This is a genomic window from Ruegeria sp. HKCCA4008 (assembly GCF_013033125.1).
GTDB lineage: Bacteria > Pseudomonadota > Alphaproteobacteria > Rhodobacterales > Rhodobacteraceae > Ruegeria.
In genome coordinates this window covers 741,094-755,694 of the sequence record NZ_WQDM01000001.1, presented here as the reverse complement: position 1 = coordinate 755,694, position 14,601 = coordinate 741,094, and the positions used below count along the sequence as shown (strand labels likewise).

The 14,601-nt window shown below is 58.6% G+C and carries 11 protein-coding genes; 4 read left to right on the top strand and 7 right to left on the bottom strand.

The window, feature by feature from the left end:
* The first annotated feature begins 95 nt into the window (after positions 1 to 95).
* Positions 96 to 1,322, top strand: coding sequence for an MFS transporter (locus tag GOW60_RS03765; protein ID WP_171228272.1), 1,227 nt, complete (start codon positions 96 to 98; stop codon positions 1,320 to 1,322).
* On the opposite strand, the gene GOW60_RS03760 is transcribed toward GOW60_RS03765, so the two are convergent.
* From GOW60_RS03760 to cysS, 3 genes are read right to left on the bottom strand one after another with little or no spacing between them, the layout of a single operon-like run.
* Positions 1,323 to 2,099: a squalene/phytoene synthase family protein gene (locus GOW60_RS03760; protein ID WP_171228271.1), complete on the bottom strand. Its 777-nt coding sequence runs from the start codon at positions 2,097 to 2,099 to the stop codon at positions 1,323 to 1,325. It lies immediately after the preceding gene.
* A gap of 2 nt (positions 2,100 to 2,101) precedes the next feature.
* Positions 2,102 to 3,736, bottom strand: a complete 1,635-nt coding sequence (cimA, locus tag GOW60_RS03755) for a citramalate synthase (protein WP_171228270.1) — start codon at positions 3,734 to 3,736, stop codon at positions 2,102 to 2,104.
* Entirely contained in the window at positions 3,736 to 5,133 is a 1,398-nt protein-coding gene (gene cysS / locus GOW60_RS03750) for a cysteine--tRNA ligase (RefSeq protein WP_171228269.1), read from the bottom strand. Before cysS ends, cimA begins: the two co-directional genes overlap by 1 nt.
* A 218-nt stretch (positions 5,134 to 5,351) precedes the next feature.
* On the opposite strand from cysS, the gene GOW60_RS03745 reads away from it, so the two are divergent.
* Both GOW60_RS03745 and GOW60_RS03740 read left to right on the top strand, forming a co-directional pair.
* On the top strand, positions 5,352 to 5,696 hold the full coding sequence (locus tag GOW60_RS03745) for an MmcQ/YjbR family DNA-binding protein (protein WP_171228268.1): 345 nt from the start codon (positions 5,352 to 5,354) through the stop codon (positions 5,694 to 5,696).
* Between the two features lie 56 nt (positions 5,697 to 5,752).
* Positions 5,753 to 6,940, top strand: a complete 1,188-nt coding sequence (locus tag GOW60_RS03740) for a pyridoxal phosphate-dependent aminotransferase (protein ID WP_171228267.1) — start codon at positions 5,753 to 5,755, stop codon at positions 6,938 to 6,940.
* Between the two features lie 8 nt (positions 6,941 to 6,948).
* Here the strand turns inward: GOW60_RS03740 and GOW60_RS03735 are convergent, their stop codons facing one another.
* Positions 6,949 to 7,479 (bottom strand): outer membrane protein, encoded by a 531-nt coding sequence (locus GOW60_RS03735; protein ID WP_171167979.1) that lies wholly within the window; start codon positions 7,477 to 7,479, stop codon positions 6,949 to 6,951.
* A gap of 400 nt (positions 7,480 to 7,879) precedes the next feature.
* On the opposite strand from GOW60_RS03735, the gene GOW60_RS03730 reads away from it, so the two are divergent.
* On the top strand, positions 7,880 to 9,424 hold the full coding sequence (locus GOW60_RS03730) for a trimethylamine methyltransferase family protein (RefSeq protein ID WP_171228266.1): 1,545 nt from the start codon (positions 7,880 to 7,882) through the stop codon (positions 9,422 to 9,424).
* A 46-nt stretch (positions 9,425 to 9,470) separates the two neighbouring features.
* On the opposite strand, the gene GOW60_RS03725 is transcribed toward GOW60_RS03730, so the two are convergent.
* The 3 genes from GOW60_RS03725 to GOW60_RS03715 form a co-directional block, all read right to left on the bottom strand.
* On the bottom strand, positions 9,471 to 9,716 hold the full coding sequence (locus GOW60_RS03725; protein ID WP_117868858.1) for a hypothetical protein: 246 nt from the start codon (positions 9,714 to 9,716) through the stop codon (positions 9,471 to 9,473).
* Positions 9,717 to 10,264: 548 nt separating this feature from the next.
* The gene (locus tag GOW60_RS03720) at positions 10,265 to 10,453 is read right to left on the bottom strand and encodes a hypothetical protein (protein ID WP_152458084.1); all 189 of its coding nucleotides are present in this window, start codon (positions 10,451 to 10,453) and stop codon (positions 10,265 to 10,267) included.
* 221 nt (positions 10,454 to 10,674) lie between these two features.
* Positions 10,675 to 14,295, bottom strand: coding sequence for a vitamin B12-dependent ribonucleotide reductase (locus tag GOW60_RS03715; protein ID WP_171228265.1), 3,621 nt, complete (start codon positions 14,293 to 14,295; stop codon positions 10,675 to 10,677).
* Between the last annotated feature and the right edge of the window lie 306 nt (positions 14,296 to 14,601).

The following is a 14,601-nucleotide window of genomic DNA, read 5'->3' as shown; positions in this document are numbered from 1 at the left end:
GGCCTCCCTGCTCTGTTGTTTCGGGCAGGTTAGGCGCATGTGACGCAGATGCAACCCGCTTGTGCCGCAAACACTTAGCCGATAACCATTCGCCCATGACCATGATTTCAACCCTTCCGGACGACCGGCAGGCCAAACGCAATGTGGCCGTGCTGGTGGCTGCCCAAGCCATCCTGGGCGCGCAGATGCCGATGATGTTCATTGTCGGCGGGCTTGCAGGTCAGTCGCTGGCCTCGAACCCCTGCCTGGCGACACTGCCGATATCCCTGATCGTTCTGGGATCGATGCTGGCAGCCACGCCGATCTCGGCCATCATGCAAAAATGGGGCCGTCGCGTGGGGTTCCTTGTCGGGGCAACCGCCGGTGCACTGGGCGGGTTGATCGGGGCCTATGGTCTGTTTCTGGGCTCGTTCCCCATTTTTCTTGTCGGCAGCCTGCTGACCGGCATCTACATGAGCGCACACGGGTTCTATCGCTTTGCGGCAGCAGACACCGCGTCAGACGACTACCGCCCAAAAGCGATTTCATACGTGATGGCCGGCGGGCTGGCAGCCGCCATCATCGGGCCTCAGATCGTGAAGCTTACGTCTGAAGCATATGTCATCCCTTTTCTGGGAACATATATGGCCGTAATCGGCATCAACGTTCTGGGCTCGGCGCTGTTCTTCTTTCTCGACATTCCGACACCTGCGAAACCTTCGGCCGATGAACCCAAGGGGCGATCACGGATCGAGTTGTTGAAGACACCCCGCATCGCCGTCGCAATCATCTGTGCCATGGTGTCTTATGCGTTGATGAATCTGGTCATGACCTCGACGCCGCTTGCGGTCGTAGGATGTGGATTTTCTGCGAATGACGCGGCGGATATCGTGACAAGTCACGTGCTGGCAATGTATGTCCCCAGCTTCTTCACCGGGCACTTGATCGCCCGGTTTGGCGTTGAAAAGATCGTCGCTCTGGGCCTGGCCATACTTGCCGCATCAGGGGTGGTTGCGCTGCAAGGCGTTGAATTGGGGAACTTTTTTGTCGCCCTTGTTCTTCTGGGCATTGGTTGGAATTTCGGCTTCATCGGCGCGACCACGATGCTGGCCGCGTCGCATGAACCGCAAGAGCGTGGTCGGATGCAGGGCCTCAACGACCTGTTGGTGTTTGGCGGTGTGACATTGGCATCGCTGGCCTCGGGCGGGTTGATGAACTGCTCGGGCGGATCCGCGATCGAGGGGTGGAACGCCGTCAACCTGGCCATGATCCCCTTGCTGACACTGGCAGGTGGCGCATTGCTGTGGCTGGTTCTGCGCCCGGCCGATCCCGAAAGGGTCTGATCACCAGCGCCCGCTGCCGACGGTCCACATCAGGGACAGTCGCTGTCGCATTTCGCCTGGTTCAAGCGTTCCGGCCGCCACCCGCTCGGGTTGGGCGATGGCCTGCTTCAGCACCCGTTCCGCCAACCAACCTGCATACAGCGCGGGACGCGACTCTGGTGCGATGTCGCCCCGGTTTGATCGCGCCTTGCGCAATCGGTCCAAAGCGGATTGGGCCAATTGTTGAACGCCGCCCGTCGTACCATCCAGCAAAGGTACGCGACCCCGCTTTTCCAGTTCGGGAATGGCGCGGAACCAATTTGCCACACCGACCCCGTACCCGAAATCGCGCAAAACGCTTTCATCCGCCACACCCAGCGCCTGCGCAGAGGCGACGAAAAGAGATCCGGAACTGTGGTGGATATAGGCGTCAAAATGTTCCTGATCCTCGAACGGATCCCGGTATATATCCCAACGCCTTACGGCAACAAATTCATCCAGAACGCCTGCCAGATGCGGCGACAGGACCCGCGACAGAGGCGTCACCACCTCGTGCCGCCGCACCGCGGCCCCTTCTGCAATCTCCCGCAACGCGTCGCGCCACCATTGCAGCCGCATTTCGGCAATCATGGCCTCTTGCGTCACCCATGGCGCGCGGGCGACTTCGACATTCAACGCATAGATCGGAAACAAAACCACGCGGGCCGCGACCGGAGCGGCCATCGTCGCGCGGAACCGGTCGGGATCCGCACGCTGTACCAGCGCGGCGCAGGCTTTGACATCATCGTCGAAGGTCACACTCACTCGGCCGCTGCCTTTTGCGGATCGCAATCACGGACCAGTTTCCACTGGATCGCATCCAGCAGCGCCTCAAAGGACGCATCGACTATGTTCGCACTGACACCCACCGTCGACCAGCGCCGCCCTTGGCCGTCTTCGCTGTCGATGATGACGCGGGTCACCGCTTCGGTCCCGCCCTGGGTGATACGGACCTTGAAGTCGACAAGGCGCATGTCTGACAGGACCTGCGAATATTGGCCCAAGTCCTTAGCCAACGCCTTGGCCAGCGCGTTCACAGGCCCCCTGTCGTTTCCGGAGTCGTCCATGGACTCGCTGACCGACAGTTTCTTTTCACCGTCCACTTTGACCACAACGACAGCTTCGGACAAGCTGACCATCTTGTTGTATTTGTTCTTCCGACGCTCGACAGTGACCTTGTAGCGCTTGACCTCGAAGAACTCAGGCAGTTGCCCCAGTTCATCCCGCGCCAACAGTTCGAAACTGGCCTGCGCGGTGTCGTAGGAATACCCAACCGTTTCACGATCCTTGATCCGTTCAAGGATGCGGCCCAATGCGGGATCACCGGCTTTGACGCTCAGCCCCGCCTCGGTCAGGCGTTTGCGCAGGTTCGACTGACCCGCCTGGTTCGACATCGGAATGATACGTTCATTGCCTATGCTCGCCGGGTCCACATGTTCGTAAGTCGATGGGTCCTTCAGGATCGCGCTGGCGTGCAACCCCGCCTTGTGCGCAAAAGCCGACGCGCCCACATACGCCGCCTGCTTGCTGGGAACCCGGTTCAGGACATCGTCCAACATGCGGCTGATGCGGGTCAGCCCGGCCAGCGCATCAAGGCTGACGCCGGTTTCGAACTGCGACGCATAGGGTTCTTTCAGCAGCAATGTCGGGATCAGCGCCGTCAGGTTTGCGTTGCCGCAGCGTTCCCCCAGACCATTCAGCGTTCCCTGAATTTGCCGTGCACCTGCTTCGACCGCTGCCAGAGAACAGGCCACTGCGTTCTCGGTATCGTTATGGGTGTGGATTCCCAACCGTTCACCCGGCAGACCGGCCGCGATCACTTCGGACACGATCCGCCCGACCTCGGACGGCAATGCACCACCGTTGGTGTCACACAGCACAACCCATCGCGCGCCCGCTTCCAGCGCGGCCCGGCAAACTTCCGTCGCGTACTCGGCGTTGTCCTTGTACCCGTCAAAGAAATGTTCGGCATCGAACAACGCCTCGCGCCCTTGCGCCACGATATGCGCCACCGAAGCACGAACGTTTTCCGTGTTCTCTTCAAGCGAAATGCCAAGCGCATGGGTCACGTGATAATCGTGCGACTTGCCAACCAGACAGACGGCCTGCGTACCCGCATTCATCACCGCAGCCAGCACATCGTCATTCTCGGCCGAGCGCCCTGCCCGTTTGGTCATGCCAAAGGCCGTCAACCGGGCCGCGGTCTTTTGCGCCGCCTCGAAAAACGCGCTATCGGTCGGGTTCGCTCCGGGCCAGCCGCCTTCGATGTAATCCACCCCCAATGCGTCCAGCGCCTGTGCGATCTGCACTTTTTCAGCGGTCGAAAACTGCACACCCTGAGTCTGCTGCCCGTCACGCAGCGTCGTGTCGTAAAGATAGAGGCGTTCTCTGGTCATCAGACCTCCTCCAGCTTGGCGGCATCAAAACCGGCGCCCGGCACCAGTTCAACACCTTCCTTGCTCATTCGAACCTCAAGCCCTGCCGCAACATACGCCGCCTTGAGGCGGTCGACCTCCGAGAAATCCTTGTTTTCCATTGCAGATACGCGCGCCTTCGCCAAGCGATCTGCATGCGCACTCAAGTCTACGGACCCCGTGTCAGCCCACGACGGGACATCTTTGCCCAACAAGCCCAAAAATTGCAGAGAATGTCTCAACCCCACGACATCGTCAGCGATGGATAACTGGTGGAGTTCGGCGATAGCACCGGCTGTGTTCAGGTCGTCGGCCAAAAAGTTAACGATTTGAGGATGCGGCTCGCCATAACCAACCCCTTGCGCGGCCTGCGCGTAGAATTTGCGCAAGGTTCGCTCCGCCTCACGGGCTTTTTTCTCAGTCCAGTCCATCGGCTTGCGATAATGCGTCTGCAAAAAGACAAAGCGGATCACTTCGCCCGGAACGCCCTGCTCCAGCAGATCATGCACGGTAAAGAAATTGCCCAGCGATTTGGACATCTTCTTGCCTTCGACCTGCAACATCTCGTTGTGCAGCCAGACCCGCGCGAATTCACCGTGCGGGTGTGCGCATTTGCTCTGGGCGATCTCGTTCTCATGGTGCGGGAACATCAGGTCGTTGCCGCCACCATGGATATCAAAACTCTCGCCCAGCAACTCATAGCTCATGGCCGAGCATTCGATGTGCCAGCCCGGACGTCCCCGCCCCCATGGGCTGTCCCAGCCCGGCAGCTCGTCGGTCGAGGGTTTCCACAGAACGAAATCCATCGGGTTCTTCTTGTAGGGCGCCACCTCGACCCGCGCGCCGGCGATCATGTCATCCACCGAGCGCCCCGACAGCTTGCCGTAGCTTTCTTTCCAGCTATCCACCGCGAACAGAACATGGCCTTCGGCGGCATAGGCATGACCCTTAGCGATCAGGTCTTCGATCATCGCGATCATCTGCGCGATGAACTGGGTCGCGCGCGGCATCTCGTTCGGCTCCAACGTGCCCAAAGCGCCCATATCATGCAGGTACCAGCCGATGGTCTCATCAGATCGTTCCTGCACCAATTGCTCCAGCGTGCCTTCCGCGCCCGCCTGTTTGCGGGCCAGCGCCGTGGCGTTGATCTTGTCGTCCACGTCGGTGAAGTTGCGCACATAGGTCACGTGTTCTGCGCCATAGACATGGCGCAACAGACGATAAAGAACGTCGAACACGACCACCGGGCGGGCATTGCCCAGATGGGCGCGGTCATAGACCGTCGGACCACAGACATACATCCGCACGTTGTCAGGGTCGATCGGTACGAAATCTTCCTTCGTCCGCGTCCGCGTGTTGTGCAGCTTGATCGTCGTCATCGGTCGGGCTCCTAGAAAACAGCAAAGGCTTGCGCGTTGGCGCGGGCTTAGCAACTTGTCTCAGGGATGAAAACGAAAGAAACCGGCCCGCTTGATAAATCAGCAGGTAATGCAGCAGATAATGATGCAGGTCACCGGGTTCATGCCCCTCGGTTAGCACGGGAACCCCGCCAAGCCAAGCGTTGAGTTTGCTCACCCGGTCCGGCAGAGTGCCCGTCATGGATCGAGACGTCATCAATTCCATCTGCAAGGAATTTCCCGGGGCCGAGCTGTCGGACCCGTGGGGCGGCGGTCATGACGCGTGGAAAGTAGGCGGCAAGATGTTTGCCTGTATCGGAATTGCAAATGAAGGTGTTTCCGTCAAAACACCTGATGCGGAGACGGCTCAGATGCTAATTGATGCCGGTGTCGCGGTGAAAGCCCCCTATTTTCACCGCAGCTGGGTCCGCCTGCCGTTTGATGCCGAGACCGAGGAGCTGCGCCATCGTTTGACGGTTTCCTATGACCTCGTACGCGCATCGCTGACAAAAAAGCTTCAGGCGACGCTGGCGCCGCGAAGCTGATTGACAAACGGCCACTGCTCTGCCCCATTCAGCGCAAAGCAACCAGGGGCGATTTCATGAGATTGTCTGAACGCATCACGCAGATCACCGGCGGCGGCAGCGATGGCTGGGACGTGTTCTACCGCGCGCGCCGGATGCAAAGCGAAGGACAAGCCGTAACCGAACTGACGATCGGTGAACATGACACCCGAACCGACCCTTCGATTCTTCGGGCGATGGAACTGTCGGCCCGCAACGGTCATACAGGTTACGCGATGGTGCCCGGCACGGACCTGCTGCGCGACACGGTCGCCGCACGGGTTCAGACCCGCACTGGCGTTCCGACCTCTCGGAACAACGTCCTGATCACCCCCGGCGGGCAAGCCGCCCTGTTCGCCGGACATATGGCTGTTTGCGATCCCGGTGATGTCGGATTGTACCTCGACCCGTACTACGCCACCTATCCCGGCACGATTCGGGGTGTTGGCGCCGTGGCCCGTGCGGTTCAAACCCCGGCCGATGACGCTTTCCAGCCCCAAGCCGAGCGGATCGATGCCGCTGCTGAAGGCGCGGTTTCGCTGTTGATCAACACGCCGAACAATCCGACCGGCGTGGTTTATTCCCGTCAATCGCTGGAGGCGGTCGCTGACGTGTGCAAACGGCGCGATCTCTGGCTGATCTCGGATGAGGTATACGACACGCAGGTCTGGGACGGTGAACATCTTTCTCCGCGTGCGCTGCCCGACATGGCAGAGCGAACGCTTGTGGTTGGATCCATGTCCAAGTCCCACGCCATGACCGGGTCACGATGTGGATGGGTCGTCGGCCCACAGGAGGTCATCGCCCATCTGATCAATCTGGCGACTCACACCACCTACGGCGTTCCCGGGTTCGTACAGGACGCGTCGAGTTTTGCGCTGACCGCGGGTGTTGAACTTGAAGAAAAAATCGCTGCTCCGTTCCGCCGCCGCCGTTCCTTGGCTATGGATATTCTGGCCTCGCAAAACATCGTCGGCCTCGTCCCTGCGCAGGGCGCCATGTATCTGATGCTGGATATCCGCGCGACCGGGATGTCGGGGGACGCGTTTGCCAACGCGCTGCTGGACGCACACAAAATTGCCGTCATGCCCGGCGAAAGCTTCGGCAAGGCCGCTGCCGGGCACATACGGGTGGCCATGACCGTAGCGGATGAACGTTTTGCGGTTGCACTGAAAACGCTGTGCAAATTTGCGTCGCAACTTGCGAGGCAGCACGCAGCTGAGTAAGCCCGTTGTCAGAAACGGAACGTTGTACGCAGGTTGAAGACGTTGGAATCCAGACCACCGGTGGATCGGGTGACATCATCGAAATCTTGCCGCAGCGCCTCACCGCTGATGACAAAGTTTTCGCCAATCGGATAAGCGATGCCGATCCCGTAAACAGCGGCGGTATCGCTGTCGACGGATGTTTCGGCCCGTGCCGCACCAACGACGACATACCCCAGCGCGCTGCCGAAATCGTAACCGCCACGCAGTTTCAATCGGGTCATGCTGTCCAGACTGCCCTGAGACTGGCTGAGGTTCAGGGAAAGGCGGTTGTATTCAAGTTCACCGCCCAGAACGAAAGCCCCGAAATCCTGATCATAGCCTACATGCGCACCAAAGGCGGTGTCGTCCCCGCTTGATCCACCCGGTCCATCCGCATCCGCGTACCCAAAGCTGAGCCCAACGTACCCCCCTGTCCAATCCTCTGCCAAAACCGGGCTGGCGCTGGCCGTCAGGGCCACGACAATCAGGGCAGAAAAAAGTTCAAAAGTCTGTTTCAACGCGATTTCACTCGGGATTCAGATCATGTCTAGCTTTGAATTCAACTGGGATCGCTTTTGTCAGAGTTCAATTCCTTGCACGCAAAGCTCAAGAGTAAGTGAATGCAGTATAACAGATTTCTGTCACCGCGGGAGAAAATCTGCCTCAGAATTCCGTCAGTGGACCGTTGGGTAAACATTTGCTGAAGTTAATTTCGTTGAGGTCGCAAACAGAACAGATTGCGTCGCCGTGTTTTGGAACTCTTGCGCCAAACGTTGAGAGGCGGAATGACTGACCACGACTGGAAAATCAGCCTGATCAGCCGCACCATTGGTGCGGACCGGGGGCGTGCAGCGAGAGGACGGCCGTAAGCGGCCATTTGCCAGTTCCCCAAACATCTCTCACAGATCGGAAAAAGAAATGAACGACCAATCCCGCAACACATCGCGCAGCGGCGGTCGCGCTGCGCGTCGCGCTGCCCGTGCAACCGCATTGCCTGAACATCTGCGTCCCGTGCGCCCCGGTATGGAGGGCGGTGTCCTGAATGTCCTGACCCAGGCACAGATCGAACGTATCCACGAGGCCGCCCTGATCGCATTGGAAACCATTGGTCTGGCGGACGCGCCGCAAAGCGGGATCGACTATCTGGTTGGTGCAGGCTGCATTTTGGGCGACGATGGCCGCATCCGCTTTCCCCGTGCGCTTGTCGAAGACACGATCGCAAAGGCGAACCGCAATGTCACTTTGTACAGCCGTGACGGAAAAACCGATCTGGACCTTACAGGTACAAAAGTACATTACGGCACGGCTGGTGCAGCCGTTTCCATGGTCGACGTGCATGGTCGCGAGTATCGCGATTCAACCGTTCAGGATTTGCACGATGCCGCACGTATCTGCCAACAGCTTGACAATATTCACTTTGTTCAGCGTCCCATGGTCTGTCGCGACATTGCGGACAACCTGGAAATGGACCTGAACACGATCTACGCCAGCTGTTCAGGAACATTCAAACACGTCGGCACATCCTTTACGGAACCCAGCCACGTCGCCCCCGCGATGGAGATGATCTACATGATCGCGGGCGGCGAAGACAAATATCGCGAGCGACCATTCGTGTCGAACTCGAACTGCTTCGTCGTCCCACCGATGAAATTCGCCACTGAAAGCTGCGAAGTGATGGAGGAATGCATCAAGGCCGGAATGCCGGTTCTGTTGCTGTCAGCCGGGATGGCCGGCGCCACCGCACCATCAACCATCGCCGGAGCAATTGCGCAGGCCACGGCGGAATGCCTTGCGGGATTGGTTTATGTAAACGCCGTAAGTCCCGGCGCGCCCGCAGTTTTCGGCACCTGGCCCTTTGGTCTTGATCTGCGGACCGGCGCAATGTCCATCGGTTCCGGCGAACAAGCCCTGCTGACGGCAGGCTGCGCCCAGATGCACCGCTTCTACGATTTGCCGGGGGGCGCGGCGGCCGGTGCATCAGATTCGAAGCTGCCCGACATGCAGGCCGGGTGGGAACAGATGTGCTCGAACGTGATGGCCGGGCTGTCCGGTCTGAACATGGTATATGAAGCCGCTGGCATGCACGCCTCGCTGCTGGGATTCTGCTTTGAAAGTCTCATCCTCAGCGACGACCTGATCGGTCAGGCACAGCGCTGTGTGCGCGGGATCGAAGTGACCGATGAAACCCTGGCACTGGATCAGATCGCATCCGTATGCATGGGCGGCCCCGGCCATTATCTGGGCACCGATGCGACCCTCAGCCGGATGCAGGCCGACTATGTCTATCCGACCTTTGGTGACCGCTCGTCCCCCAAGGAATGGGTGGAGCTTGGCAAGCCGGATCTGGTTGAAAAGGCAGTGGCCCGAAAGAATGAGATCCTGTCCACCCCGTCGGCGGCCCGGTTCGACCCGCTTCTGGATGCTGAGATTCGGGAAAAGTTCAACATTCACTTACCGTTATAGCATCTAAAGAAAGCGGCCCGATGAGCATCGGGCCGCCCTTTCTTGTTTACCCGTTGCTGGGTGGAAGCAAACCTGCCTCTTGTGCAACGGCCACCTCATCAGCATCCAGCGCCCCGTCGCCATTTGCGTCCATAGCCGAAAATGTATCGGCGTCAACGTCGGGCAACACGGCCTGAATTTCTTCGATGGTCAGAACGCCATCGCCATTGGCGTCGGTTGAGGACTGCGCCGAGAGCACTCCCGGCAAGGTCAGTGCAGCAATGGAAATCCCAATCAAGTACTGCGGTTTCATTTTCGTGCCTCCTGGATAAGTTGATTATGTCTTCGTCCGGACAGGCCCCAGAAACACCGGAACAGCCGCAGGCGTCACCCGTTTTGCGTGATTTCCGGGAAGTCGCGCCAATCTTTGCGTGTTTGCCCGAGTCGGTGTTGCGACACACCGCCGGGCAAAACCTTGCCAGACCCGTTTCGGCAGAACTTGCCCGACAAGTATGGCCCGATCCGGCAAGACCGCGCTTGTCCGGGCAATCAGGCGCAAAAAAGAAAGGGGGCCGAAGCCCCCTGTCAGTTTCGCCATCCAGGCTCATTTCGTTGACCGCCCGGTGTTTATTTGCCTGCGGCCTGGACGTCGCATGGAACGAGCGCACCCGTTCCGTGAAAGAGTGGGAGGGAGCAAATATTCCGCCCCACCCTGTTCCCGGCCAACACGGGCATGTCGGCCGAGTGAAGAAAGGACATCTGGTAAGTCTTGTGTCCTTTCTCCGAATTCGTCGGGGTCGGTTACCTAGGGCAGCGTCCGACCCCTACGCCCCGGGGTGCCGGGGCGCTAATCCTACCCAACTAAGCGTTGGGGGTATCTCGCCCATCAGGTTCTTTGGCGATTCCCTTGTAGGGTTTGCCATCATCCTTGACGGGCATAAATTGGCCAGTGCGCTCGTCACGCTTTTGCCAGTTTCCATCATCACGCTGAAACTGAGTACGACCAGTCACAGCACCTCGGCGGTATCCATCTCCAGTATTCTTTGCCATTTCGCAGGCTCCTTATTCACAGGCGGTCGCGATTTCTTGTTAGTAAGTCTCGGGACAACTCTGTATTTCCAAGCACGCTATTGATCCCCAAATACCGATCTGTCTTCCTTTAATTTGTCGACCCTACTAGGGCCGGATTTGGTTTATCTCGCAGCGTGCAAACCGATTGCGAGATCAGCCGGGGATCGGTGCTCCAACACCGGTCCCCAACCTTCAATTTCTTAGCTACACCCGCTTGTCGCGCCACAGGTGTTGCATTTCATGCAGGTGCCGTTGCGCACCAGCGTGTAGTTTCCGCATTCGCCGCAGGGATCGCCCTCGTACCCCTGCATCTTGGCCTTTGTGCGGGCGTCCATGCCGGTGGCCACCGCCGTTTCGGCTGCCGGTGCTTCGAAGGAAGCCGCCGGTTCAGCCATGCCGTTCACCTCGACCTGACCCGCGTTGAACACAGCCAGATCTTGCGGCAAGCGCTTGCGCAGATAGCCAGTGGAGCTGATTTGTTTCAGTACTTCCAACGACTTGGACGCGGCTGTATCGCTGATTTCCGATACATTCGAGACACCCTCGTCCTCGCCCCGACCCAGATCATCGAAGGTTGCGCCTTCGGGTTTCACGTGGGCCAGATCGGTACGATCCAGATAGGACACGGCCAATTCGCGGAAGATATAATCCAGGATCGACGTTGCGTTCTTGATCGAGTCGTTGCCCTGCACCATCCCCGCGGGTTCGAACTTGGTGAAGGTGAAGGCGTCCACGAATTCTTCCAGCGGCACACCGTATTGCAGACCAACCGACACGGCGATGGCAAAGTTGTTCATCATCGCACGGAAGCCGGCGCCTTCCTTGTGCATGTCGATGAAAATCTCGCCCAGCTGGCCGTCTTCGAACTCACCGGTGCGCAGATAGACCTTGTGGCCACCAACGATTGCCTTCTGGGTATAGCCCTTGCGGCGATGCGGCAGTTTTTCACGATGGCTGCGGATGATTTCCTTGACCACAACCTTCTCGATCACCTTCTCGGCCAGAACGACGGCCTTTTCCTGCGCCGAGCCGCTTTCCAGCACCTCTGCCGCCTCGTCGTCATCCTCGACCAGCGCCGCCGCCAGCGGTTGCGACAGTTTCGAGCCGTCACGATAGAGCGCGTTGGCCTTCACACCCAGCGACCAGCTGAGTTCATAGGCCTTCTGGCAATCCTCGATGGTCGCGTCATTCGGCATGTTGATCGTTTTCGAGATCGCACCCGAGATGAAGCTCTGCGCCGCCGCCATCATGGTGATATGGCTTTCAACTCCAAGGAAACGCTTGCCTTTTTTTCCGCACGGGTTGGCGCAATCAAAGATCGAATAATGCTCTTCCTTCAGGTGCGGCGCACCTTCCAGCGTCATGGTTCCGCAGACGTGATCGTTGGCCGCCTCGATATCCGCACGGGAAAAACCAAGATGACGCAGCAGGTCGAATGTCGGGTCATTCAGCTTGGTCGCCGGGATGCCCAGAACACCGGTGCAGAAATCCTCGCCCAGTGTCCACTGGTTGAAGACGAACCGGATGTCGAAGGCGCTTTCCAGCGCGGCGTCCACTTTGGCCAGTTCATTGGGGCCAAAGCCGTGGCCGGTCAGCGAGGTGTGGTTGATCCCCGGCGCGTTGCCGATGGTGCCGTGACCAACCGCATAACCCACGATCTCTTCGATCTGAGATGAGGAATAGCCCAGCTTTTCCAGCGCCGACGGCACCGAGCGGTTGATGATCTTGAAGTAACCGCCGCCCGCAAGCTTCTTGAACTTCACCAGCGCAAAGTCAGGCTCGATCCCGGTGGTGTCGCAATCCATCACAAGACCGATGGTGCCGGTGGGCGCGATCACGGTGGCCTGCGCGTTGCGATAGCCATTTTTCTCACCAAGGCTCAGCGCCTCATCCCAGGCGGACATGGCCAGATCGACCAGGCGCTTGTCCGGGCAGTTGCCGTGATCCAGCGGCACCGGTTTGACGGCCAGTTTCTCGTACCCCTCGGTCACGCCCTGCGCCGCGCGGCGGTGGTTGCGGATGACACGCAGCATATGCTCGGCGTTGCGCTCATAGCCTTTGAACGGGCCAAGCTCTCCGGCAATTTCAGCCGATGTCGCATAGGCCACGCCGGTCATGATCGCGGTCAGCGCACCGCAGATCGCCCGCCCCTCATCCGAGTCATAGCTATAGCCCATGTTCATCAGCAGACCGCCGATATTGGCATAACCCAGGCCCAGTGTGCGGAAGTCATAAGACAGCTGCGCGATTTCCTTCGACGGAAACTGCGCCATCGTCACCGAGATTTCCAGCGTCAGGGTCCACAGGCGCGAGGCATGCATGTAATCCGCTGCCTGGAACTCACCATCCTTGAGGAAGGTCAGCAGGTTCATCGAAGCCAGGTTACAGGCCGTGTCATCCAGGAACATGTATTCCGAGCACGGGTTCGAGCCGCGGATCTCACCATCTTCGGGGCATGTGTGCCACTCGTTTACCGTATCATGGAACTGGATGCCCGGATCGGCACAGGCCCACGCGGCATGGCCGACCTTTTCCCACAGATCCCGCGCCTTCACGGTTTTGGCGACCTTGCCGTCAGTCCGATTAATCAATTCCCAATCGGCGTCTTTCTCCACCGCGGTCAGGAACGCATTGGTCACACGGATGGAATTGTTCGAGTTCTGTCCCGAAACCGAGCTGTACGCCTCTGAATCCCAGTCTGTATCATAGGTCGGGAACTCGATGCTGTCGTGGCCCTGCTTGGCATAATCCAAGACACGCTTGATGTAAGTTTCTGGTATTGCGACTTTTTTCGCTTCACGAACCGCCTTTTTCAGCGCGTCGTTCTTGTTCGGATCATAGGCGTCATCGGCAGATCCATCCCAAGACCGGATGGCCTCGAAAATGCCGTTCAGCATCTTCTCGTGCATCTTCGATCCGGCAACGATCGAGGCCACCTTCTGTTCTTCGATCACCTTCCATTCGATGAATTGCTCGATGTCCGGGTGATCCGCATCGACGATCACCATCTTTGCTGCCCGACGGGTTGTTCCGCCTGATTTGATCGCGCCAGCGGCGCGGTCGCCGATCTTGAGAAAGCCCATGAGGCCCGAGGATTTGCCGCCGCCCGACAGCGCCTCGCCTTCTGCACGTAGATGGCTGAAGTTGGTGCCTGTGCCGCTCCCGTATTTGAACAGGCGCGCCTCGCGCACCCACAGGTCCATGATGCCGCCTTCGTTCACCAGATCATCATCGACCGACTGGATGAAGCACGCGTGCGGCTGAGGATGTTCATAGGCCGATTTCGACTTGGTCAGCTTGCCGGTCTTGTAATCGACATAGTGGTGCCCCTGCGCCGGGCCATCGATTCCATAAGCCCAGTGCAGGCCGGTGTTGAACCACTGCGGTGAGTTCGGCGCCGCACGCTGGGTCGCCAGCATATAGCGCATCTCGTCGAAATAGGCGCGCGCGTCCTCCTCGGTCGAGAAATAGCCGCCCTTCCAGCCCCAATAGGCCCAGGCGCCAGCCAGACGGTCGAACACTTGCTTAGACGATGTTTCTCCTTCGAACTCTGCGCCTTCCGCGGGAACCGATCGCCACAGAAATTCAGGAACATCTTTTTCCTTCACTTTCTTGAGCTTGGTGGGCACCCCCGCCTTGCGGAAGTATTTCTGCGCAATCACATCGCTTGCGACCTGCGACCAGCTGGAGGGGACTTCGATGTCATCAAGACGAAAGACAATTGTACCGTCCGGATTTCGGATTTCAGATGTTGCGGACACAAAATTCAGTTCCGCATAGGCGTCCTGATCCGGTTTGGTGAATTTTCTTTCAATCTTCATGTCCGCAGCCCTGGTTTATTCAGCTCAATTTCAGATTCCCGACACCAAATCTTGTGTTGCAGGGTGTCGCCCACAACGCCCTGAGAAGCGTGCAAAAAGGTACTGTTCGCTGCCTTGGACAGCGCAATGCCGCTAATGCGGCCGCACGTTAATCGTTTGTGCTTATCCGACCCTCGCCCGCTGCCTTTTCCGGAATATACACCAGATGTTGTGGCAATCTCGTTGGCTCATACAATTTGACGTATGTTCCCATAGTAGGTCAACGCCCTTTTTCGGTCATTTTCCAAATCTTTTTTATTGACCTGA